A 24,866-nucleotide genomic window follows, 5' to 3' on the forward strand; every position below is an offset into this window, starting at 1 on the left:
ATTTCAGCTAAACGTTCATTCTTACCTGGGCGATACCGCTGGAGACGTGGGTTCGGAAGGGGCTTGGGCTCATGAACTTGTACTGATTCGTAATACGCTAAGGTAGGCGACCACAAGACTTGTGTAAGGATGAATGGCATGACTAAGAATAGATTTAGTTTACTTATCGTTACTTTTCTCGCTTGGGGATTAAGTATTTCCTGTGACGATCCTGGCGAAGACGGAGAAGGGCAGGGAGGAAGTGATGGCGGTAGCTCATCAGACCTTACTTTTGGTCAAGCTTCGATCCAGTCAAGTACCCTAGCGATCTCTTCACTACAGTCAGATGAAACGGACTTAGATGACTGCTCCTTTTCCCTTGATATTTATCGAGGTGAGGGAGCCTGCATGACGCCAACTTCAGTTATTGGCATGTCAACTCTTGTGGTGGGTGCCAGTGTGGATTCTTCGGGAAGCAATTCTGCAGAGGCCCGATTAGCGGCAACTGTGAACTTCCATTCTGATGAGCAGGACGGGAAGATCATCGAAGGCAAGGAGTTCTCGTTTAGCGATACATCCAGCTTCAAGGCTTACAACGAGCTGTGGGCTGAGTATGATGTGCAAGCGAGCTATACCCACTTAACCATGGAGCTTGCCTATGAGAAGATTCAATTTGAAGTGAATAGCAAATTTGTGACTATGTTTCTCGCTAACTATCAGCAGCCATTCAGCGAATGGGACATTCTAGATGATTGTGGTTTGAGCGAAGAAGAAAAGACCTATAGTAATATTACGGAGGCCGATGTGTTGGAAGGGATGACCTTTCAACGAGGTGACTATCTATTCTGTGTCAAAGACACAGCAGACGCTGAGTGCGCAGCCACAGATTTTCAGTGGTACGATCTCGATAGCGATACCCTGGTATCGACCCGACCAAGTAATCCGCGAACCCACGCCTTCTTGGTGTTCGATGAAGCCACCTGTACCGATGATAATGGGCGACCGAGCTTTAACATGAGTGCGATTCGCATTGGCGCTACCTTAAACGAGCAGTTTAAGCTCTATGCTGACTTTTCCAACGGTGTGGACAGCGTTCAATGGAAGGATTCTGCCGTAGCGTTTGAAGACGCTGCGGACAACTCTCAGGATGAACAGGATAATTTCCAAGAGCCCTTTCTTTACTACTACTACGAAGATGCTGCTGGCAACACTAGCGCGGGAACGGGTCTAGATATGAGCTTCGACTTCAACAGTGAGGATATGATCTACTTCGATGGCTTACGAGCCAGTGATGTGGAAGCAGCGTCCATTGAAGAGGTTCTGAAGGTAGCCTATGCTCGCCATGACTGGCTGTTTCACAAGAAGGGGCAAGATCAGGTTGTTGGCTTTGATGTTGATGAATACGCGTCCATGACCGTGTCGGCGACGATTACAGTGTCAGGTGGCCAAGAGGCCCCCGAAGACACTGAAGATGAATGAAAATCGATTCTACCTTTCCGTGAAGCTAGAAACCGTAGGATTAGAACTGCGGTTTCTAACTAAAACCTCGTAGCTTTCCGCGGTTCGCTCTCCAAAGTATTCGTAGGTGCAGCCAGTGTCTCCAGCTTTAATGTAACCTGGAGTTGGCTCACCATCATTGCTATTGGGGTCTTGGATATTGTCGGGTGCTGGACCCGCCTGCAAAGCGCGACAGCTATACAAAGGTGTGCCATCCACAAGGTAGCCAGTGCTTACGGCTCCCTCCGGGATCGCCCCAGCCTCCTGGGCTTGCCAGCTTAGTTGCTCGGCATCTGTGATGTTCTGATAGCCTAGGATATCGAAAGGAATCCCTGTTTGGGTGGAAGCAGTCAGAATCTGACCATCCAGGAGGCTGTAGCAGACTCCCCCTTGATTATCCAAACCGGTGGTATCCACTGCCTTTCCTGGAATGACGGCACCATTCACGTATGCCCGACAGATATAGAGTAGACTCGTAGCCATAATCTGACTGCCAGCAATGTAGGCATTGGCCGGTGGAAGGTTGCCATTGAGAGACTGCCAAAGGACCCTAGAGGAGCTGATTCTTGTCTTTGCTGAACCTAATTCTACAGTTTCGGCGAAAAATCGAATGCCTATGACTCCGTCGCTGCGAATCGTCTCCATGTCTTCTAAGCTAGGAGCCAAAACCTTAAACCCAGCATGCCAGGATTTGTGTTGCTTTAGAGATGTGATAGTCACCCGATTCGCCAGGTCGGCAGCAAGGTTGTTTAACGACCAAGCCACCTCGATACCCTCTTGGTAAGGTGAGATGGGCAGCTTCGTGCCCTGGTGAAGCAAGGCACAGTGAAACTCGTATTGGCTCAAGCCACTTTGGGCCGAAGGGCTTTCAAAATCATCGCAGTACAGGAAACTAGTGCTATAAGTAAGTGGTAGTTCCGGCAGTAGCCGCTCTGGTGCCGCAATTGCGTCTTCCCCTTGCCGATCAGGGCCAAGGTCTTCTTGGATAACCATGTTGCCGGTATAGTCTTGACTTTCTTGTATTGGGCTAGGCCCTTTTCGTTCGCAGGCCAGGCTGAGTCCCATGGCCAAGGTAGCCAAGCAGAATACTTGTAATGTCCTCATAATGTCCCCACTCTTATTCGGAATAGACGCCCCTATGATCGATTCGGCTTGCACACTTGAAGTCTTAAACCTGATTTCTAAACCGCTGATATCCTGCATCAAGTTCTTGCCAATTGGACTCACCTACGACGGCTAATAGATCGAAACGACTGGATTCTTTCTTGGCGTACAGCTCGTTTTTTTGTGAACGTTCGTCATACTTAATCCTTGTGGACTAGGACGTGATCTGTTAGTGTCTGCGCCTTACAAAATTTCCCTAAAATTGGAGGAGTCGATGAATCGATTATCGATGGGATTATGGGCCACCGTTTTTGCCTTTAGTGGACAGGCTATCGCGGAGCAGGAGATTGAGATTGGCAACAAGACGATCAAGTTGCAAGACAAGCCAGAAGATGGCTACCTGAACCTGGATGAGCCAAGTTCGTTTCTTTGGATGACAGACGCCTTACCAGAAGTTGACTTAAGCCAGTGGCAAACCCCAGTGAAGGATCAGGCCAATCGCGGTTCTTGCGCTTATTTCACAAGTATCGCATTGGTTGAGCATGCGTTGAAGGTGTACTATCCAGACAACCGCGATGTTAATCTATCAGAAGAGTATCTGATCTACGCCAATAAAAAGCTTGATGGTATCTCAAGCAACGGCGATGGCTCGTTCTTATATTACAACCTGAATAGTTTGAAGCGTCATGGGTTTATGCTTGAAGAGTCCATGCCCTATACGCACTCGTGGTTTTCTCCAGGGATGCCTTGTGAAGACTATGAGGATAACGGCCAAGCACCTCAGTTCTGCCGCAGTCACTACGCCCCGTCTCAGGTCGCGTTGGATAACCGGGTTGCCAGTCAGGACTTTAATCTAAATATTTCTCAAGTACGATCCATGGATGAAGTGATTGAACGCTTGAGTGAAGGCCAAGGGGTAACAATTTCAGTTCCTGTGAACCAGAACGGTTGGCGGTCAGCTAGAGTTGAACACAATCAAGCTTTAGAGGATGAATGCCAAGACAAGCCTGATCTTTGTGGTGGTCATACAGTGCTTCTCACGGGCTATAACTTAGATAAGCGTGAGTTCTATTTTAAGAACTCTTGGGGGCAAGAATGGGGTGAGCAAGGCTATGGCATCATGCCCTTTGAGTTTGTTCAGAACTGGTCCTATGGAAGCTTTTTCTACGCCCGTTTCCAAAGGCTCAACTCCGACCTAAGAAATCAGCTGACACCCATTAGCTTGGAAAATGCTGAGGCGTCTTTAGTGCAGAATGTTTTGAACAAGGGGCAAGCTGGTATTCGCGTTGATTTTAGCTTCCGCTTTTTAGCGCCTGTAGGAACGTTCTATTATGCAAGCGTATTCGCTCAACGCAAGGGTGAGGCTGATTCCTACCAAGCGATTGAGATTATCGGAGAGGATGGAGCGTCTTCATACCTATCAGATCGGGAATACCGCATCGCGTTCACAGCAGATGACCTGAGTTTTAGCAACGACAAGCCTCTATCCCTATTCATCTCATATGACGAACTGTCAAAGGCTGGTATCGACCTTAACGATCCAAGCATCTTCTTGCGACCGTCTGTTTATAGTATGACTGATATAGAATCATATGGCGTGCTTTACCGTGATTATCTACCTATTGCTAATTAGTTGACCGGCTCTAGCATAGTTGGAATCTAGTTGAATCTCCCTGTGTCTAATGAGACTCTGTCCCTTGCACGACACAGGGGGACTCATGAAGATTCACGAACTTGAAGGTCACATTCAAACCATTTATCTAGTTGAATATCCCGACAAACTCCTGCTCCTCGATGGTGGCTGCCGCTGTGATGTAGCTGTCGTTCGCTCTTATATTGAAAAAGACTTGCAACGGACCATGGCGGATTTGAAACTCGTTGTCGTAACCCACATGCATCCAGATCACGCTGGCGGTGCACGGCTTTACCAAAAGCGCTACAGGATCCCAGTGGCTTCGGCCAAGCTTGACAGCCAGTGGTATGCAGGGGTAAAAGGCAGCGTTCAGCACAACGTTGATACACTTCTGGCATACTGGGTGGCTCACCGCAAGAAAAAGAGTTTTCGCTGGCTTTGGTACTCAAAAAATCTGCACCCTGATGTGGTCTTAGAAGATCAGCAGACTTTGCCAGGGTTTGATGACTGGCAGGTTTGGTCTACGCCAGGGCATACGGATCGGGACTTGTCACTGCTTCATCCGGAGAGTCGACTGGTTTACGTGGCCGACATCATGCTCAAGGTAAAGGGCAAGTTTATAACCCCAGTTCCGATTAAATTTCCAGATCGCTATCGAAAAACTGTAAAGCGCCTTTCCCAATTATCTTATGGCGAAGTATTGATGGCACATGGAGGCCGTTGTGCGGTTCGGGGAGAAGACTTCTTAAAGCTGGGACATAACGTAGAGGAGACACCACAAGAGTATGAAGTCTTAATAGATATCATGAAGAGTTTTATTAAGAAGACTCTTACCAGTCGTTGATGGGGTCTAATGATTGCTTTCACCCTAGAGCTTGAGGATTTATGCCGGCCGAAAAGATTTCCAGTTTAGACGATCCCCGCGTCTACAAATTCACCCTGCAAAAAGACAAAGAACTAGCTCGCGATCAAGAGATTATTGTCGACAGCCCCAAGGTGGTATTAAGGATGATGGATGCTGGCAGAACGCCAAAAGCGATTCTAGCCAATCAAAAGTTTTTAGATGACCATGGCCAGCGATTTGAAGGCATGGATTGCCAAGTATATTGGGCTGACGTTCCATTACTGGAGAAAATTGTTGGTCATCGTCTTCATCATGGGGTGATCGCCCTGGCTGAGCGACCCGAGTCTCTTAAGCTTTCTGCGCTAGGGCACCGCCTCTTAGTGTTAAATGGAGTTAACAAGGCAGAAAATGTAGGTACCATCGTTCGCACCTGCGATGCTTTGGGAGTAGACTCTCTCCTGGTGGATGAAAGAACACTTTCTCCCTTCATCAGGAGAGCGATTCGAGTGTCTATGGGGTCCATATTCCGCATCAAAGTAAGAACGAGCGCAGATCTCTTTTCTGATCTTCAAACACTTCGGACTAGTGGATATCAGGTCTTAGGCACTGGAATTGCTCCTGATACCCACAGGTTTGATAAGATCGACTTTGCCAAGAAATGCGCCTTGATCATCGGTAGCGAAGGCTTCGGGATGGACTCAGCTCTCGTCGGTCTTTGCGATGCTGTGATCAAGATCCCGATGAGAGACCATGTAGACAGCTTGAATGCGTCTGTTGCAGCGGGAATCCTATTGCAGCGTTTGGGGGCGATCTGAGGGTCTAGTTAGCCTATCGCCATTCACTGAAATAGATGCCAAAGTTTTGTGATGAGGTGCCAAATCCAAGGTCGCTCTACTTCGACCGACCTGGTTCCACTACGTACACTGAATCCGGTCGCAGATGTATTTGCTGCGTCTCATAATAACGTCCTCGGCTTCACTCGGAGATAGCTCCATCTCTACGCAGGTTGGGATTTCGAGAAGCTTAGGTTGAGCAATCACGTCCTGATTCCTGGTAACCTTCACTGAGTCAAATTTGAAATGTACTTTCAAGCTAGAGTCGTTGATATCTGTGCTGAAGCAGCCCTGAGTCGTATAGCCATCCACTGACTTTTCTTTGTATTTTGACTGACAGTGCATGAAATCTGGCCCGGATGTGAACCGATATAGCTTGATGTCGTAGTGTCCATTCTCGCTCGATTCAGCACATTGCCTCGCTCCCAGCAGTTTGGTCTCTTCTTGGGTCTCACTCCCACATGATATAAGCAGGATCAAAATTAAATATTTAACTTTTTTCATCAAAATCTCCAGGAAGCTCGGTCTCTTTAGGGTTGACTTATAGGGAGAAGTGAGCCCTTTTGGGCCGGGTAATTGACAGAAAGTTTCCGTCACTGAATTTCGCAAGCGTAATCTACCTTAAAGCCATAGATAAGTCAATATAACATCTGTCGCGCTTAGCGAGACCGTGGATCTTTTATTGCGATCTCTCGTGAGCTTAGCTTGGCCAGATTCTGGCACTATTGGTCAGTACTTCACATGCCTCGGGCCAGAGTTCAGGACATAAATTATTAATAATATTGACATCTATTGATAGCATAAGCTCCCGCGTCCTTCCTTCTAAGTGCTCCAGATCCTCAAAAGGTTTATGGAAGGCTATTGAGAGATAAGGCTCTGGGAACAATCTCGCCCTATGCTGACACCAGAAGTGTCAAACGAATCCGACTGATTTACTGCGATGCCCTTCCTGGTGGATGGCTTTCCCAAGAATGGTCCCGTTCTCATTATCACCGACGGCTTTATTGATCATCTTACTCCCAAACGGGAGCTTGCTTAGCTGATGCCAAAAGGCTCAAAGCTACCCTACACACCTAGGTCTGTATTCTTCTTAAAAGAGCAATTCGATTGGTGGCCAACATTGGTGAATTCAGGGCCCTCGAACTCCTTCCGGCTGCACAGGTTCTAGAGGGAGAATTTTGGTGAGTAATGTTAGAATATCTTGAGGCCCAATCCTATGAATTAAGCCTGAGGAAAGTGATGTCATACAAGCTGATGCTCACCCTACTAATCATGACGAGCAAAGCTTTCTCGTCTGAATACGACCTAGCACAAATGCAGCAAGGAGATCTCCTTGGGCGCTATCTTTCAATCTATCAGAACAGCGAGGATCCCTTAAGCTCTACAAAAGCCTTTGAGATTTATAGACAGGGAGGCTTTACCCGCAATCATAGTGATCGACCAAATTTCGGTGCGAGTACTGATGAGTATTGGGCAGCGATTGAACTTGTAAATGGCGATGAACAAAGATCTATTATTATCGAGAATGATCACGGTATTATAGACTACTATGATGTGTATCTGATCGATGCAAGCGGGATTCGGTCAATCCTCGAAGCCGGAGACCAACAGGCATTTAGCAATCGCTACCTTAAGATCCGAACTATGAATGCTCAGGTGATCTTGCCCCCAGGTAAATCAACGGTCTTGTTTCGCAGTCAGGGAGAGAGCACTAACTATCTGTCTCTTAAAGTCTGGGACGAGGCACCCTATGAAGAAGCAATGCGTTGGGACTTCTTGCTGATTGGATTGTTGATTGGCGCACATATTGTGATGATTGTCTACAATGCAATCCTAGCAATCAGTATGAGAGATGCCGTCTATTGGTCCTATGTGGTTTGTGTTTCATTGAACCTTCTACTTCATATTAGTGCGATCAACTTTGGTCAGTTCCTGGGTTTTCACCTATTTGGATTTGAAACCTATAGTAACCATATCCAATTGGTTTTGATCGATCTTATCATCATAAGTTCCATCATCTTTTCTTGGCTTTTTCTCGATATGAAGCACTCAAAGTTCCGCTCGTTCACTCTGCTGGCCAAGATGATCTGTACGGTCAGTCTCATCAATATTTTTGTGAACAACCTATGGTCCGTGCCGCTAACTTCGATCATGGTTATGCTCTCGTCAGCGGCACTGATTCCCCTTGTAGTCTCTCTCGGATTGCTACGTTATTTTAAGGAAGGCTATCAGCCAGCTCTTGTGTTTCTTTGCGCTTGGGGAACTTACTTGCTGGGCAGTGCGGGATACTTGTTTGTCAGTCTTGGTGTAGTAGAAAGCAATGCTTTCTTCTATTGGGGACAATTCGTTGGTGGCGCTGCCGAGGTCAGCCTCTTCTCGATCGCGCTGGGTATACGTTTTAGCTACACCAAAAAGAAGAATGCCAGCAAGATCGCAGCATTAAATGAGGAGCTTAATCAAATCAATCGTGGCCTAGAGGAAAAGGTGCAGGTTCGAACCCAAGAGGTTCAAGATATCCTGACTCACATTCACCAAGGTATATTCACGACCAGCGATGGCCTCACCATTGATCAGAAATACTCTGCGTATCTCGAAACTCTTCTAGGCTGTAAAGCCTTAGGCGGCAGAGCTCTTACGGACGTTTTGCTCAATGATAGCAACCTTTCTAGTGATCAAGTTGATCAATTGAAAACGGCCTTGTCGATGGCTTTGGGCGAAGAGTCGCTGGCCTTTGATATCAATAATCACCTTCTTCCTGATAAGCTGGACTTTAAAAACCCAGAAGGGCGGCAGCTTATGATGGAGCTAGATTGGAACCCTCTGATCAAGGATGATGTTGTGGATAGGATTTTGGTTGCCATTCGTGATATGACTGAAAAGCACGAGATGCAAAAGCAAATTGATCAGAAGGGGCGAGAGATTGAATTAATTCGCCAACTAATCGATGTCAAGCCAGAAAGATTCTCTCAATTTCGAAAGGTCTTTAGTGATATGATGTCAGCCATTGATCCTATTGTGGAGCACCAGATTATCACACATGATGATATTCGCTCGACATTTATTAGCTACCACACTCTTAAAGGTGTCTCTCGAAGCTTGGATCTAAGGCAACTGAGTACTGTGATCCATGACGCAGAAACTCTCTTGGTAAGATGGAGAGATGAAGGCAAAGCTCAAGACCCTGAGGAGCTACGACTCGCCCATCAAAGAATTCATGACATGTTCCAAGAGTATATCGAAATCAACGACCATCGCCTTGGAAGGGTGGTCGATCATCGGTTCATCCAGGTCTCCAGGGAGTTAGTGCTGAGGGTCATTGAAGGTGTGGAAGCTCTTGGTAGGCTTCCAGACGTTTTAGATGATGACATGTTAAGCCTTAAGAAATACTACTACAAAACCCCTGAAGATATTGTCTATGAACAGCTTGACTCGATTCGAGATATCGCCGAGCAGCTTGGGAAGCCCTTACCCAAGATCCATTACGTTAATCATAATTTTGGTCTATCCCCCCAGGCGGCGGAGATTTTTGAGAAGGTCCTCGTCCACCTAATTAGAAACTCCCTGGCACATGGTCTGGAAACTGGCAATGAACGCATATCTCGGGGCAAGGCCGAGCGGGGTGAAATCACGATTTCCCTTTCGGAGACGTCGAAGGTCTTAACCATTCACTACTGTGATGATGGTCGCGGCATTAGTCTTAAAGAGATTCAAGAGCGAGCTCAGAAATTAGGGGTTGCTCTCCCCAGTCACGCTAGCCATCAAGAAGTGGTGGAGCTGCTCTTTACATCCGGTTTCTCAACTCAGAAGGAAGCTAACAATGTAGCGGGCCGCGGGGTTGGGTTGGATGCAGTACGCAGTTTTCTAAATGATATTTCATCCGCGATTGGGGTGGAACTGAGGAGCCTTCCCCATTACCCAGATCGCTTTGGCTTAGATTTTGTGATGTCTTTTCAATCCGAGTGCTATCACCGGCTCGCCAGTGAGGGGATAAGTCAGGTCGGGGCTGCTTAGGGATTGGAACACACTGCTCAAAAAAAGGAAGCTGGCCTGTAGCATCTTGCGACAGGCAGTGACGGGAAACCAATCTTTTTTCTTGTTGCCAACGGTGGGATGCACTCGAACTTGTTCCAAACAGTACCGATCCAGAGATCATCCAAGCCAAATCGATTGCAAAATCAATTCCCATCAGAGTCTAAGGGTTACAATCCAGCCTAAAACGTAAGTTTACATAAAATTAAGTCTTGTGGTCCGGAACTTGAATAGTGTAGCACGCGAATTCAAGGCTTTTCGCAAAAACCCTTTTACTGGAAGAATCATGATAAAGTCTCTTTTTGTTGTCGATGATGAGTTTGTAACCCGCTTTCCCTCGCTGAAAGCCATCAGCTTCACCAACTATCTGCAAGACTATCCTAAGCTAAACGAACCGAAAACTCGGGTGATTAACCTTTGTCATATTGACCGCCACCTGAGCCAGGGATACTATTGCTCCCTATTGGCTGAGGCGCGTCATCACGAGGCCCTCCCTAACGTGAAGGTGATAAACGCGCTTCGCAATCAGGAGACAGCTAGCATTTGGCTCGGTCACTCACCGATCGCAAGAAGCTTTGCGGCGAAGCAGCGGCAAGAAGAGCAGCTGGTTTGCATGGGTGAGGTAGCGGACGATAGGTTTAGTCGCATCGCTAGCAAGGTCTTTCAGCAATTTTCTGCACCCCTGCTTCAGATCAGTGTGATCAAAGAAGATGCTGGACTAAGGGTTGTGGTTCGTGGCACCGCTCTTGGCAAGCTTTCCGAGGACGATCTAGCTTTTTGTCTTAAAACACTGGAAAGCTACCAGCATCGCACCTGGCGCAAGCCGGAAAGCGAAAAAAAATTCCGCTGGGATATTGCCATGCTGGTGAACCCTGATGAAGAGGTGCCTCCGAGTAATCGAGGGGCGATTTCTAGATTTACGAAAGCTGGTGAGAAGCTAGGCATCCGTGTTCGAACAGTAACTGTCGCAGATCTACAGTTGCTTGAGCAATTTGATGGTCTCTTTATTCGCGAAACAACGGCCATTGATCACCACACCTATCAGTTGGCCCAAAAGGCTGAGTCTCAGGGCCTTGTGGTTATTGATGACCCTAATTCTATTCTTCGCTGCTGGAACAAGGTGTTTCTTCATGATGCCTTTAACTATAAGAAAATCCCCAGCCTGAAGACTCAGTTTATTATGGATGTGAAAGAGGAGACTCTAGCTCAGCTTGAAAAAAGCTTCTCCTATCCGATCGTTTTAAAGATGCCTGAGGGATCATGTTCCAGAGGTGTCTTTAAAGTTGAGGATCGAAAGGAGCTTCAAGAAACCATTCAGAAGCTTCTCAAGGAATCAGCCCTTGTGCTAGCTCAAGAGTATATGTTTACCGATTTTGATTGGCGAATCGGAGTGCTCGGTGGTCGGGCTCTCTACGCTTGTCGCTACTATATGGCTCGCAACCATTGGCAGATCTATAATCATGGGACGAAGAGCGACTTTTCAGGTGGTTTTGATGCTCTACCGACCTTTGAAGTGCCTCGCCTGGTTCTCGATGCTGCTTTAAAAGCAGCTGCGGTTGTCGGTGACGGCCTTTATGGAATCGATATCAAAGAGCGTGATGGCAAGGCGTTTGTTCTGGAGGTCAATGACAACCCTAGCATTGAGCATGGGGTCGAAGATCACTATCTTGGTGAAGAGTTATATATGCAGATTATGTCAGAATTTTTGCGCCGTCTTGAAGCAAGGGGGCGATAGGAATGGATATTCTTAAACACATATTTGGTGGGCAAGTAGCCTCTCACTGGTTCAAGAATACCTACGAAGGCAGTGTTTCGCAGTATCTAGCGGGTATAGATAGATTGAATTGCCAGCCGGTAGAAACCAAGGATTGGCCAATTCTAGAAACTCCAGAGCTGGTCACTCACACTGCCTGGATTGGGCGCCGGGATGCGGTGCGGGTTTTGGTGCTTATCAGCGGGACCCACGGAGTGGAAGGCTACTGCGGTAGTGCAGTACAAAGCTGTATTTTGGAAGAATTTAGTCAGGATCGTATCAAACTGGAGCTACAGCAGGCAGTTCTTATGATCCATGCTCTAAATCCATGGGGTATGAAGTGGGCGAGGCGATGTGATCAGGAAGGCATCGACCTGAACCGAAATTTTATCGACTTTGGCAAGAAGCCGGAAAGTCATCCCTTGTTTCAAGAATTCGCGGCAGCATTGGCTTGTGAGAATAAGACTGAACGTGATCAACGACTCCATGCCTTGCTTGCAACTATGGGACAAACAGAATTCGATATTATGGTGAGCGGCGGTCAGTATTTGATCGATTGGGCCCCTTTCTACGGTGGCCAGGGACCAGCATTCGCTAATCCGGTGATGGATGAGATCATCCAAGATTGGGGTTTAGAGGGGCGGCAGACGGTTGTGGTTGATCTTCATTCGGGGCTGGGGCCTTGGGCTTATGGAGAAGTGATATCAGATCACCCCATTGAAAGCTCAGGAAGTGAATTCGCGAGCCGTTTGTTTGGCCAAGCCCTAGCAGAAACCGCTCGTGGCGAATCATTTTCTGTACCCAAGGAGGGGCTTCTCGATTATCGTTGGCATCAGTTAATGAATGACTCGGGGTGCTTTGTCACCCTGGAATTTGGCACTTATAGCAAAGAACGACTCTTTCAAGTTCTTTGTGACGAGCACGGCTTCTGGAAAGATTTTAAGGAGGTGGATGCCAATGATTCATCTTACCTAAAGCGCCGCTCAGCCATGCTTCATCATTTTTGCCCTGATGATTTACTTTGGCAGCAGGCCGTCCTCTTCAAGGGATGGCAGGTGGTATCCCAAGTTCTGGAGTATCATCGTGAATCGTAATTCTATGGTTATTAGGATCGCTGAAGAAAAGGATCTTGCTGGCCTTCTTGAGATTGAAGAAACGGCATTTATTGGTGATAGAATGAGTCGTCGTAGTTTTCGTCATCACATTCGATCTGAGCATAGTGATCTTGTACTTGTAGAAAATGTATCAAAAGAAGAGATGCCGAAGGTTTTAGCCTATGGTTTAACCTTTCGTCACCGAGGTACGCGCCTCGCTAGGCTATACTCGATTGCTGTACATCCCCAAGCAAGGGGCCTAGGTTTAGCAACTGATCTTCTTGATCACCTTGAAAACCTAGCCGCCGCAGCTGGTTGGTTGTATATGCGCCTAGAAGTTGCAAAGAACAACCCTAAGGCGATACAACTATACGAAAAATCGGGCTATCGAGTTTTCGGCGAGTACTCGGATTACTATGAGGATCATAGTGATGCTTTGAGGATGCAGAAAAGGATTCGTCAGCAAGACATGGATGGGTTTAGCCGACTTACCCCATGGTATCAGCAAACAACTTTGTTTACCTGTGGGCCGTCGTCCTTGATGATGGCCATGTCGAGTCATGACGATACTATTGAAATGTGTCAAGGTACAGAAATCGATCTTTGGCGGGAGGCTACAACAGTTTTTATGACTTCAGGTCATGGGGGCTGTCATCCGTTCGGTTTAGCACTCGCTGCGAAACGTCGTGGTTTTGAGGCATTAGCCATGGTTAACTCCGAGCAGGTCCTATTTCTCGATGGAGTTCGCTCAGAAACCAAAAAAGAGGTTCTCGCTCTGGTTCATAATCAGTTTCTCTCATCATGTCACAGGGCTGGAGTGAGCATAGCTTATCAGGATGTTACCCAGCATCAGGTAGAATCCTGGCTCAGATCAGGATACTCGGTTTTAATCTTAATCAGTACTTATCGTCTTGACGGTAAGAAAGCTCCCCATTGGGTGGTAGTAACCGGCGTTGATCAGCAGTGTTTCTATGTTCATGATCCTTATGTAGAGCCTGAAGAGCAAGTTGCGATTGATTGCCAGCATATTCCAATCGCAAGAAACGACTTCGATAAGATGTCTGCTTTTGGATCAAGTCGTCTCCGAGCCGCTGTAGCTTTAAAGAAATCTGTTGCTTAAGAACTGTTCCTCGCTTTTTTAACATTGTCCGCTTTTGCCATCACCTCAGCTGTCTCCGAGAAGAATCAATTTCATCGGAGAAGCAACAGTATTAATAGAGAATATGATTTGAATCGCATAGTTGAGAACTATGGCACGAATTTTTATTCAATTTTACAGAAAATATGCTTGAAAGGAATCGATGGGATTCGCTAAGAGTTGCCTCGACGCAGCGTTTAGCTGCAAGGTTTAATGAATTTGAGGTTACTATGAAGTTACGAGTTGTATCTGTTGTATCTGTTTTGTTGTTTACGGCCTGTGGTAAGAGATCTGAGGATAGTGAAGCAGCTTCTGTTTCTATCAAACCACTGCAAGATCTCGACTACGATAAGATGAAGTTAAAAGTAAGTCACGAAGATGGAAACCTTGTTACTGATCAAGAGTTTTCGAAAGATAAGAATCGGATCGAAGAAAGTTACCAGGTTGGAACTTACCATTTTGAGATGGAGTATTTCAAGGCCGAGGATGTGATCGCAGCTAGTCATTTCTGCGAGGGAAGTGACCTGAAGTCCAGAGTGCATACTTTGAAACCAGGTTCTAATGAGATCAAAGTTATTATTTGCAAGGCTACAGGAGAGCCTATTTCTGCTGATGTTGTGATCGAACCTGTTTTAAAGGATGGTAGCGAAACAACTGATGGCAATGCCTTAGCAACCGTAGGCGGCTATGTGTTTGGTGATCGAGGTGAGGGCCTTGAACCAAATCGTGGGCCTTGGCCTGATGGTAAGGGAAGCGCGTGTTTTGTTGGTATCGATGATAAGCCTGAATTTGCTAAAGGGGAAACGGCTGATCATATCAAGCGACTGAAAAGTGGCGGGCATAGAATCTTGGAAGATATCTCCCTCCAATATAACTGGGATGAGGAGCAAGAAGTTCGTCAGAAAATTAAGAGCATCGTTGAAGCTGAGATCAACCAAAAGCTGCCAATTAAATTCGAAGGCTGGCAAGAATGTGGTGAGCGTCGTAAAGGTGAGCTTCGGATCTTGATCTCATTCTCTTACATCAATAATGCTAGCTCCACCGTTGGATACGACACAGTGCGGGGTGATCAGCAAGATTTGACGATCTGGACTCCAAATGTTGTTCGGAAATGGCGTGCAAAAGATTATGACACAGCTTGGAAAACAACCTTGCTCCATGAATTCGGTCACACCATGGGCTTGCGCCATACCTACGATAGACCTGATGCTCCCTGGGACCATTACAAAGATGGTGATGAAGATCTAACGAGCCCCTACAATAATGGAGCTAGTCGAGTTGCTCATGGCGCCTTTACTATTGGTGACTACGATAGTGAATCGATCATGGGTCGACACAATCGAAGCAACTCGTTTAGCCAAGGCGATCGGCATACCCTGTTTTGTATCTATGACGACAGCTATGCTCAGAACTTCGAAGTAGCTTGTAAGAAAACACTTGATGGTAAAAATCCTAGCTGGAAGCATCCCGGAGCTGATCGCTAAGTACTGAACTCAAATCAAGACGGGCAATGAGGGCTTAAGCCCTCGTTGCTTCGCTTAGAAAACCGTAAAACCAAGTAATTTTAATATTATGTCTCCGTTGTTAGATGTCTTATAGCAGCTGACGATAGGAAGTTCTGGACCACCTCAAAACAATCCAGGCACCTAATAACACCTCTTGTTTCTTACCTGCAGACACTTTTCTTAGTCCACATGAGTAGTTTCCAGAAATTAATTAGTTCCCAGAGCCTTTTATAATGATTGGCAAAGAAGAGGTCTATAAAGGCGAATCAGCCAGGAGACGATCTTACCTAAACGTATTCCACACCATAAAAGGTTACACCATGAATTACTTCTCTAGCATAGCCGCTAGAATACTTATTTTGAGTACAATGCTCGCATCTTGCAGCCCCGAATCCTCGGTTGTTATCGATAAGACTGCAAATCTAGACGATGTAACCTTCAGTCAAGGGAACCAAGTGGTCTTAAACTCCGATTCTGGGGTCGTCACTGTTGAAACCCTGGTTCCCGATGGAGTTGTGGGCCAGATTCAAGTTGAAATTGGAGATTCATTCGAGACCAATGAGGCGGTGCAAGAGTTAGATTTAGACGGCTTCGACAACGCTGGTGAGTCGATTACGTTTGGCTCTGATAGCGATATGGACCAGACCTCGATTGGCCAGATCCAAGTCTCTATTCCTCTCACGCAGACGTCTCTATGGCTCCAAGGTGAACGAAGCCTTGTGATTCTTTATCATATTGAGACCATAGATGGAAATAAGGTTGGTTTCATTACATCACGTAATTACTCCCGCACATCCGGAAAGCTAAAGTTCTACCTTCGGGGTTTTGGTCAGTATCAACCCGTTTGGCTCAATCAAACGTACACTGAAGAGAAAGAAGTCATAACAGCAGCTCCAGTACGCCTGCCGAAACGAAGCGAGGAGACGGCCCAAACAACTAAAGATCCAGGTGATATCACTGCACCGGGACTTCCCTTGGTTGCGAGCTACACGAAGCTTTATTCGAGCTCACCAAGTCAAACTGTATCTTGGCAGGCCCCTGGGGACAAGGATGTTGTCAAGTATCACGTTAAGGTCTGTACCGATACATCGTGTAGTAGTAATTGCTCGGTGAGTACCATGACAACAGATACGTCGATCACTGTGAATAATCTGAGCGCTGGTTCTTCCTATTATACTTGTGTTGCAGCCGAGGACAGCTCGGGCAATCTATCGCCGTTTTCTCGCCCCCAGAATCCAGTAACTATTGCTGAACCAGGTAGCCTAGATTTGGATTTTAACTCTTCAGGTTTAGTAACGCAGAACGGGGCTGCTAGTGGCTTTGATTCGATCTATGACCTTGTGGGCCTCCCCGACGGTTCCTCCATCGCTGTTGGGGCGATTTTCAATGGCAACGATAATGATGTTAGCATTTGGAAATTTAAACCCAATGGAAGTCTTGATAGCAATTTTGCCAGCTCTGGTGTGCTTATCGTTGATGACATTACTGGCAATGGTCCTGATCAAGAGATCGCTCACGCGGTTGCACTTGATCCCAGTGGCAAAATCCTGATTGCTGGCTATGGGAGCAATGGCAGCGATGATGATGGCTTCATTCTAAGGATCGATGGTAACGGTAATTTCGATACGACGTTCAATAGCACGGGCGTTGCTCTGCTAGATAATATCATCACGACGTCGCAATCTGAGCGGATTCAGGATATCGCAATTGATGCCGATGGTAACATTCTCGTCACTGGTTATGCTGGTAATGGCATCGACAACGATCTATTTCTTGGCAAAGTCGATAGCACTGGTGCTATTGACACCAGCTTTGGCAGCCTTGGATATTCCTCAAAGGATGGCGGCGCGGCAGATCGAGCTAATGGCATTGCTATTGATGGCAACGGGCAAATTCTAGTTGGTGGTTTTTTCACAGGAACAGATCGTAAGGCTGCTGTCTGTCGATATAATACGGATGGTAGTTTAGATACAGGCTTTGCAGTCAGTGGCTGTCTGGAGCTGGATGATACTGCTGGTGGCCCTGGTGACGATGAGATCCTTGATATTAGAATCGACTCTCAAAACAACACAATTGCAACTGGCTTCTCAAGCAACGGTTCAAACAAAGATATGGCTATCTGGAAGATTGATACGGGCGGAAACCTCGATACGTCGTTTAATGGCACAGGTTATGTGATCCATGACAGCGCCGCGGGCGGAGCTGATGATGACTTAGGAGGTAGTATTGCTTTGAGTCCTGGCCGGATTTATATATCTGGCTCTAGCCAGGACGGGCAAATGAATCACGTTCTTTGGTGTTATAAAGCTGATGGTAGCATCTGTAGCAATTTCTCTGATTCTGGCTACATGCTTTACGAGCTTTCTGGTCAAGGCAGTGCCAGTGAAGCAGTGATTACAACGCCAAGCGGGAGCCTACTCAGCGCTGGCCGTCTATTTGATCCTGCTGAGCAGTACAATGCAGCTCTTTGGATGATTCTCCCCTGATTTCTTAGGTAAAAGCATCGACGGTGTGATCACCCATTGTTTCTGCAAAATATAGGGTCGTCAGCGCCTCCATTCATAGTGTAAGGGAAGTAAGGTTAGGTCTTGCTTTCCTCAATCCAGCTTTACCTAGCCATAAGCCAACACCGTAAACATTATGACTGAGTGTAAACCCTATGAAAAAGTTTGAACCTGACTCTATTGCTGAATATCTAGATGAGCTCGATCGCGATTATATGTACGAGCTTTGCTGCCTGCAAGTCGAGCTGCTACAGTTACAAAAGTATGTCACCGAACAAGGTATCCGCCTGGCCATCGTTTTTGAAGGGCGCGACACAGCCGGTAAAGGTGGGGCGATCTTACGCTTTCGCCAGCATCTGATCCCCCGTTATTGCAAGGTTGTAGCATTGCATAAGCCCACTGATGAGGAGCGTGGTCAATGGTATTTCCAGCGCTATATCCAGCACCTGCCGAAGGCTGGCGCCATCGTACTCTTCGATCGGAGCTGGTATAACCGGGCTGTGGTGGAGCCTGTGATGGGATTTTGTAGCTCTGAAGAGCACGAACGCTTTATGGAGCAAGTCAATATAGTCGAGAAATTATGGGTTGATGACGGAATCAAGCTGATCAAATTGTGGTTTTCCATTGACCAAGAGGAGCAAGGATCACGGCTTCAAGACCGGCAATTGAACCCCTTAAAAACTTGGAAGCTCAGCCCTGTTGATCTAGCAGCACGAGAGAAGTGGGATGAGTTTACCAGCTATAAGGAGAAGATGTTTGCCAAGACATCACCTTCTCATAGTCCTTGGGTGCGAATCGATGGCAATGAAAAGAAAGTCGCACGGCTTGAATCGATTCGTTACGTGCTTTCTCAATTTGACTATCCTAACAAGGGGTTTACCGGCGTTTCTTTGGAGCCTTCATCGAAGGCTATTAGTTGCCTGGTGTCACCTCATTAGCCTCCTTTAAGCTATCAAACTAGCATCTGCCTAAGGTGCGCAGGGCTTGAAGATCATTCGGATATGTAAGATGCCCTCTTCCCAGTAGGGCTCCGAGACTGTCTCAAAACCGAAGGGTCTATAAAACTCTTCAAGATGAGACTGCGCCGACATCGATAATGGAATCGCTCCCCAACGCTCCTGAACCTGCTGCATAAATTCCGCCATCAGCTGCTTACCCAGGCCCTGCCCTCGATGGGACCGGCTCGTCAATACTCTGCCAACGGAGTGAGTTGCCATCTTTCCGGGGGGGAGGAGCCTGAGGTAGGCGTAGACCTCTCGCTTATCCTCATCCCAGGCAAAGAGGTGCCAGGCGTCTTGGTCTCGATCATCAGTGTCCACATAATAGATTTCTTGCTCAATAATAAAAACCTCCTGGCGAACCTTGAGGATCTGGTAAACCTGCTCTGGACTAAGTTCAGAGAATGGTGAAAAAACCCATTTAAATTGGCTCATTGTCATCCTGCCTTGTATAAACACATCATTCCATTTGCTGTATTGCCAAAAGAGTCAAATTAAGGAACACTCGCCCTTAATTGTCGCTTTCGAGAAACTGACTAAGGTGCAAATTCATTTTGCTCCATTCCTAAGGCTATCAGCCACAGGTTATACCCCTTACATCCCTTCATAAGGAGTCTTTATGCGTCTTGCCTTGCTAACTTTTATGACAAGCGTCCTCTATTCCTGTCACGATTCGCCATCTCGTCCGGTGGCCCAAGCCCTAGACTTGCGTCCGGGGGAATCAAGTCGCGTTATCATTGTCGGTGATCAAGGGGATGTCAAGGATCAGGCAGATGACCTTGGGCTAGATCACGATGGCGATGAAGTTGTGATTATCGAAGGACCAAACGAAGACATCGGCCAAATCGATCTCCCGCCAGGAGCTTCTGTCATCAAGGATGAGCCAGTCGAGGCTGTTGAGCGTGAGGCCTTTACTGTTGATGAACAGGCCATGTTTATCGCTAAAAAAGACTTTGGCCTCCTTCCATTTTGGCAGCAGCATCCACACTCTGATGGTCGCGGGGTTGTTGTTGGGGTCATTGATGATGGCATCTCACCATTTCATGGTGGGTTTCGGGAAACTAGTGATGGGAAACGAAAGTACATCAAACATGGCAGTCGCAGTTCTGCCTTTACCCTCACTCTGAAGCCGTCAGATGATGACGATGATGATGACATTAAGGTCAAAGGCCCGGCGACGCTTAAGGAAGAGCAAGACACGGATAGTGGTCTCCGATGGATCGATGTCAATGGGAATGGGGCACGGGATGAGTATGTCGTGGAGGTCCTAGCGGATCGCGAGAACATGGTTTGTATCGATATCAGCTTAAACGGAGCCATCGAAGAACCAAACGAATGCCTACGGGATTTTGCTAGCTCTGGAGATTTCCTATACTGGGATACAGACAAGAAGATCAACTTGATGGTCGACTACGATCCAGGTACTGGTCGCGTTCAGTTCCATCAAGGTGAGTCTGCGGGGGACTCTCATGGGGAAGGGGTGGCTTCCGTGATGGCAGGCCATCGAATCGGTAGCCAATTCTCTGGAGTGGCACCGGGAGCACAAATTCTCGACTACGATATTAGCGCTCAAGTTTTTAAAGCCGAGGAGGGCATTTACTCCATCGGAACTTTTTTAAAAGCCTTGGAATGGATGGGGAAGAATGGGGCTGATGTTGCCAACATCTCTTACAGTCTCTATTTCCTCTCACCTGAAAGTCAGCTTTTTATGTCTGAAGCTATTGACCGTATTGTAACGCGCTACAATATGGTAGTGAGTTTCTCTGCAGGAAACAACGGGCCTGGTCTTGGATCGATGAATCGTGCTCTTATCTATCCTCGCTCGGTGTTGGCAACAGGTGCATTTTCTAGCAAAGAGCTAGCAGAAAATGTTCATGGAATTACAGGTCTTCCGGAGCAAGGACGCGTGATTCGTTATTCTAGCCGTGGGCCAGCCGTAGATGGCGGCAGTGGGCCTCATGTGATTGCCCCTCTTAGCTCCATCACGCATAGTACCAAAGGTAGTGGTTTTCGTGGCTTCTCGGGCACCAGCTCTGCCTCGCCCGCAGCAGCAGGATTTGCTGCTGTCCTGATCTCTCATGTAAAAAAACTAGGTTTAGAGTTCGATGCATCGAGTATCGTGGCAGCCGTTCGGCAAAGTGCCAGACCAATTGCTGACTCACCTTTTGTGGAACAAGGCTATGGCTTGCCGCAAATCGATGAGGCCGTTGAAATCTATAAGGGCATGATTCAAGGCCGGCGGTTCAAGAATATTCAAGTAAGACTTTCAGGGGCAGAGACCCTCTCCATTGCTCAAACGGGAAGTCTTTCGTTTCGGAGTCGCCAACCGGGAATGGAAGAGTTTCGCATCCGCCTCCGTGGTGAGGCGTCATCTTTGGTAAGTGACGATCAGCAAGCCGAGATGCTCATGCCACTCACGGTGGAATACTCAGAACCATGGATCACGGGCCCAGGGAGAGCTCTAGTCAGCCTTGGCAGCTCCTATCAATATATCTTGGTTGATCCCAGCCAAATTCCAAGCCCGCAGCCGGGGCATGAGTACTTCGGAGAGGTTATCTATCGTGCCGCTGATGGGCGGGTTGTTACTAAGGTTCCAGTCACATATATCTGGGATCACGATCTGAGGGAGTCGTATCAGAGTGATGTGATGACCATCGGTTCCGAGGAAGGAGTGCGGCGTCACCTTTATATTCCCAGTGGAGTTCAAGGATTAGTGGTGCGAACTGATCTTTTGGAAGGTGATCGCGATCGCCTTGGGCTGACTGTTTATAATCCTGAAGGGCTTAGGGCTGGTAGTGTGGCAATGGGTGGTGATACCAGCTTTATTTCGGTCGATCAAGCTGGTTGGTATCAGCTGGCTGTTAGCAGATATGGTGGCACAATACGTCCCTATAAGCTTCAAATAGAAGTAGAAACGGTAGATTTAGTCCTGGTAAACCCGGCTCTTACCAATGGGGATAAGAGTATCTGGCTTAAAAACCAAGGTCACGACCTCCGTGGCAGGTTGGAAGTCCGGCCACTACCAAAAGTTGTCGAGAGCTTCTATAACAGAGCGCCGATTCACGATAAGGTACACTTTCATTTGCCTTTGGACGAATCTGGCCAGTTCAGGCTGAGGGTTGCGACTTTGGAAACCAGTTTAAGCAGCTATGTGCGCAGGCACTGCAATGCCTATATCTACGATAAGTTCGGTCAATTCCTAGACTTCAAGTACTTCTCTTCATCTAGAGTTATAGACGTCGACGAAACGAGCCAGGGCGGTGTTGCTGAGGTGTATTGCTCTAGCTTTGAGTATACGGATGGAATGGAGGAAGCTCAGGACTCCTTGCTTTGGTGGTTGCGTCGCGAAACAGTTCCTGCCACCGATAAGGTTTTGGCCAGCGGAAACTTCCAGGTTGACGAATTAGAGCGAAGTCAGGTGAGCCTTCTATGGGAGGAGGGCCAATCTGAAGAAATATTTGATGAAGTTGGCATCTATATCACCCCTCATCAGGGGCGGCCAGAATCAATACAGATCGGTACACTGCCCTATCTTTTCTACTAAGAAGAAAGCCGAGAGCGTCTGCTCTCGGCTACACGAAACGAAATTATTCGCAAGCGTCCTTAAGTTCTTTATCGTACCACCACCCCATACGAAGTAGGATGTCAATTTCTGTAAAAGTAAGTGCCATTGGCTCGAACTTACAGTCAGTTTTCTTATCGTTCTTAAGAGCATCGATCATGCGGCCTTTGAACTCTTGGTATTGACTACGGTTAAGATCCCATAGTTGGGCGAAGTCTCTGTTGAAGCCCGCAACCGCTTCGACGTGAGTTCCACCTTGGATCTTGACCAAGTTCTCAATATGGCTGTACTCACCAGAGTATGACCAGTTGAACGAGCCAGTCCAAACTGTTTGGTCGTCAACGATCAGATACTTAGAGTGCATCTGGCGGCTGAGGTAAGCAGTTGGGTCAAGGTTGAAAAACTTGATACGAACTTCAACGTTTTCGTGGCCATCGAATTCAAGCTTGTCAAGGAAGTGTGAGAAGTTCATAGAAGCTGAGCATGACTCTAAGTACGGATCTTGGCACTCAGGAAGAGTCCACTTCTTACGATCTTGGTATGGATCGTACTGGTCCATATTTACCAATAGTTGAACCTTAATTCCACGGGCAGCAGCGCGAAGGACTGCATCATATACTGGGCGTAACTTAAAGCGTGTTGTAGCAATTTCAAGCTTTTCTTTGGCAGAGTCAATAGCTCTTACAAGCTCTCTTGTTAAAACATAGCCTTCATCGTAGGACTTGCGTGTGACCCGTAAGCCAGAAAAACGAAAGTTGTCTGAGTTCATTGTAACTTGCAAAGAAGGATCTTCTCCAGCTTCCGGTACGAATAGGTTAACATTTCCAACGAGCTCTTCACCAACTTCTTCGCTTGCAGACCAAAGTAAGTTAAATTCACTTTGAAAACGGCTGGCCATAGACTGCTCGTCATCCATGAAAAGGATGTTTTCATTGTAGTTCGACCGAGATCCTAAAGACCAGTTGGCAGAACCACTGATAACTCGCGGTTGATCTGTGTTGTAGTCAAGAACAGCAAACTTGTGATGTACCTTACGCCCAGACTTCAAGAAACGAAGGTCGATGCCTAGCTCCTCAAGACCCAGAGCGAGCTTGGTGGCATGGCTCTTCCCTTTGTAACCTTCGAAAATCATGCGGACTTTAAGCTCGCCAGAAGAGATCTTCGATTGGATTGCATCTGACTTCAGCATCCGGATGACAGGACTCGCGTCAGTGACATCGAGGTTATACATAGCTAGATCAATAGAGCTTTGCGCTTCGGATATCCATAGAGCGGCTTTTTCTAAGGTGGGGTCAAAGGGGTGAAAAAGAACCTCAACCTCACTATAGGCAGGGGTAGATAGGAATGCAGTTAAACATAGTACTCGTAATAGTTTCATTTAGAAATCTCCTTTATTGAAGGGCCCTTATCTTAAGGGGATTTAGCCTTATTGGTACATCATAATGATTGGATCGAAGCTATCAGAATTCTGGGGTTCATCGTGAGCTACAGTAAGTGCCCAGCTTGACAAGATCTTGCTGTCCCGATTAAATGTTGGCATGCATTTTTTTCAAAAGGAGCCGAGATTGCGGCAGCTAGTCCTTGTCTTGATCGTGTTTGGGGTCACCGCAGGCGTCCAAGGGCATCACAGAGTTTTTCCTCCGTCTTCGATTGACAGTAGATACTATAAGGTTCTTGCCAAGCATCATCCGCAGAGTACTGGCAAGTGGTACATGGGCAGGCAGATTGCTGAAGTTATGGGACCCGCTGGTATCCCTTGGCTGGAGCGCCCAGAACGACAGAAAGAAGAGGATATTCGGAACTTGATTAAGCTATTGAAGCTCAAGCCAGGGATGACTGTAGCGGATGTGGGCGCGGGCAGTGGCCGATTATCATTCCTAATGGCACAAGAGCTAGCACCCAAGGGACGTGTCTATGCTTTAGAAATCCAAGAGAAGATGCTTAACACCATTCGCACCAAGGCTAAGAAACTGAAAGTTAGGAATGTCTTGGCTCGCCAAAGCTCAGTGAACTCCCTAGGCTTGAAAGCAGGTGTTTTGGATCTGGTTCTTATGGTTGATGTCTACCACGAGTTTTCTCATCCGCACGAGATGGTTCTGAGTATGGTGAAGAGCCTCAAGAAAGGTGGCCGGATAGCATTGGTTGAGTATCGTGGTGAGGACCCCAAGGTGCCGATTAAGATCCTGCATAAAATGACTATGAAGCAGATCAAATACGAGTTTTCCCGGCCTGAATTCGGGCTTACCTTCAAGGAATTGGAATCTCGATTACCGAGACAGCATTTAGTTTTTTTTGAAAAGTCATAAAGCCTCAACCAGGGCCAAAAGTTGCCTAAGCTTGGGGCTTTTCGATGATCGAGACTTCATGATAAACTTGAGGAGATGGTTCCAAGG

Annotated in this window: 17 protein-coding genes; 13 read left to right on the plus strand and 4 right to left on the minus strand. The window is 47.1% G+C overall.

Annotated features, from left to right (window positions below):
* Window positions 1-138 precede the first annotated feature (138 nt).
* Window positions 139-1,458: a hypothetical protein gene (locus B9N89_RS06845; protein ID WP_132316795.1), complete on the plus strand. Its 1,320-nt coding sequence runs from the start codon at window positions 139-141 to the stop codon at window positions 1,456-1,458.
* Between the two features lie 9 nt (window positions 1,459-1,467).
* Here the strand turns inward: B9N89_RS06845 and B9N89_RS06850 are convergent, their stop codons facing one another.
* Window positions 1,468-2,580, minus strand: coding sequence for a DM9 repeat-containing protein (locus tag B9N89_RS06850; protein WP_159455201.1), 1,113 nt, complete (start codon window positions 2,578-2,580; stop codon window positions 1,468-1,470).
* Window positions 2,581-2,854: 274 nt separating this feature from the next.
* On the opposite strand from B9N89_RS06850, the gene B9N89_RS06855 reads away from it, so the two are divergent.
* From B9N89_RS06855 to B9N89_RS06865, 3 genes are all read left to right on the plus strand, one after another.
* Window positions 2,855-4,213 carry a C1 family peptidase gene (locus B9N89_RS06855; protein WP_132316791.1) on the plus strand — a complete coding sequence of 453 codons (1,359 nt, stop codon included), beginning with the start codon at window positions 2,855-2,857 and terminating at the stop codon, window positions 4,211-4,213.
* Window positions 4,214-4,298: 85 nt separating this feature from the next.
* Window positions 4,299-5,057, plus strand: a complete 759-nt coding sequence (locus tag B9N89_RS06860) for an MBL fold metallo-hydrolase (RefSeq protein ID WP_159455202.1) — start codon at window positions 4,299-4,301, stop codon at window positions 5,055-5,057.
* 41 nt (window positions 5,058-5,098) lie between these two features.
* Window positions 5,099-5,872 (plus strand): TrmH family RNA methyltransferase, encoded by a 774-nt coding sequence (locus B9N89_RS06865; protein ID WP_132316787.1) that lies wholly within the window; start codon window positions 5,099-5,101, stop codon window positions 5,870-5,872.
* A gap of 99 nt (window positions 5,873-5,971) precedes the next feature.
* Here B9N89_RS06865 and B9N89_RS06870 read toward each other — a convergent pair whose 3' ends face one another.
* Complete coding sequence (locus B9N89_RS06870) at window positions 5,972-6,394, minus strand: hypothetical protein (RefSeq protein ID WP_132316785.1); 423 nt, start codon at window positions 6,392-6,394, stop codon at window positions 5,972-5,974.
* 684 nt (window positions 6,395-7,078) lie between these two features.
* On the opposite strand from B9N89_RS06870, the gene B9N89_RS06875 reads away from it, so the two are divergent.
* From B9N89_RS06875 to ppk2, 7 genes are all read left to right on the plus strand, one after another.
* The gene (locus B9N89_RS06875) at window positions 7,079-9,901 is read left to right on the plus strand and encodes a 7TM diverse intracellular signaling domain-containing protein (RefSeq protein ID WP_132316783.1); all 2,823 of its coding nucleotides are present in this window, start codon (window positions 7,079-7,081) and stop codon (window positions 9,899-9,901) included.
* 304 nt (window positions 9,902-10,205) lie between these two features.
* Window positions 10,206-11,654 carry a RimK family protein gene (locus B9N89_RS06880; RefSeq protein WP_132316781.1) on the plus strand — a complete coding sequence of 483 codons (1,449 nt, stop codon included), beginning with the start codon at window positions 10,206-10,208 and terminating at the stop codon, window positions 11,652-11,654.
* Between the two features lie 2 nt (window positions 11,655-11,656).
* On the plus strand, window positions 11,657-12,766 hold the full coding sequence (locus B9N89_RS06885) for a DUF2817 domain-containing protein (RefSeq protein ID WP_132316779.1): 1,110 nt from the start codon (window positions 11,657-11,659) through the stop codon (window positions 12,764-12,766).
* Window positions 12,767-12,770: 4 nt separating this feature from the next.
* Window positions 12,771-13,886 carry a peptidase C39 family protein gene (locus B9N89_RS06890; RefSeq protein ID WP_412535405.1) on the plus strand — a complete coding sequence of 372 codons (1,116 nt, stop codon included), beginning with the start codon at window positions 12,771-12,773 and terminating at the stop codon, window positions 13,884-13,886.
* A gap of 248 nt (window positions 13,887-14,134) precedes the next feature.
* Window positions 14,135-15,388 (plus strand): zinc metalloprotease, encoded by a 1,254-nt coding sequence (locus tag B9N89_RS06895; RefSeq protein WP_132316775.1) that lies wholly within the window; start codon window positions 14,135-14,137, stop codon window positions 15,386-15,388.
* 254 nt (window positions 15,389-15,642) lie between these two features.
* On the plus strand, window positions 15,643-17,895 hold the full coding sequence (locus B9N89_RS06900; protein ID WP_132316773.1) for a fibronectin type III domain-containing protein: 2,253 nt from the start codon (window positions 15,643-15,645) through the stop codon (window positions 17,893-17,895).
* A 173-nt stretch (window positions 17,896-18,068) separates the two neighbouring features.
* On the plus strand, window positions 18,069-18,851 hold the full coding sequence (gene ppk2, locus B9N89_RS06905; RefSeq protein WP_132316771.1) for a polyphosphate kinase 2: 783 nt from the start codon (window positions 18,069-18,071) through the stop codon (window positions 18,849-18,851).
* Window positions 18,852-18,881: 30 nt separating this feature from the next.
* Here ppk2 and B9N89_RS06910 read toward each other — a convergent pair whose 3' ends face one another.
* Window positions 18,882-19,346, minus strand: a complete 465-nt coding sequence (locus tag B9N89_RS06910; RefSeq protein ID WP_159455204.1) for a GNAT family N-acetyltransferase — start codon at window positions 19,344-19,346, stop codon at window positions 18,882-18,884.
* Between the two features lie 184 nt (window positions 19,347-19,530).
* On the opposite strand from B9N89_RS06910, the gene B9N89_RS06915 reads away from it, so the two are divergent.
* Window positions 19,531-22,455: a S8 family serine peptidase gene (locus B9N89_RS06915; protein WP_132316767.1), complete on the plus strand. Its 2,925-nt coding sequence runs from the start codon at window positions 19,531-19,533 to the stop codon at window positions 22,453-22,455.
* Between the two features lie 43 nt (window positions 22,456-22,498).
* Here B9N89_RS06915 and B9N89_RS06920 read toward each other — a convergent pair whose 3' ends face one another.
* Window positions 22,499-23,851, minus strand: coding sequence for a phospholipase D-like domain-containing protein (locus B9N89_RS06920; RefSeq protein ID WP_132316765.1), 1,353 nt, complete (start codon window positions 23,849-23,851; stop codon window positions 22,499-22,501).
* A 187-nt stretch (window positions 23,852-24,038) separates the two neighbouring features.
* On the opposite strand from B9N89_RS06920, the gene B9N89_RS06925 reads away from it, so the two are divergent.
* Complete coding sequence (locus B9N89_RS06925) at window positions 24,039-24,779, plus strand: class I SAM-dependent methyltransferase (protein ID WP_159455205.1); 741 nt, start codon at window positions 24,039-24,041, stop codon at window positions 24,777-24,779.
* Window positions 24,780-24,866 lie beyond the last annotated feature (87 nt).

Origin of the sequence: Pseudobacteriovorax antillogorgiicola (assembly GCF_900177345.1) — a bacterium.
In the GTDB taxonomy this organism is placed as follows: domain Bacteria; phylum Bdellovibrionota_B; class Oligoflexia; order Oligoflexales; family Oligoflexaceae; genus Pseudobacteriovorax; species Pseudobacteriovorax antillogorgiicola.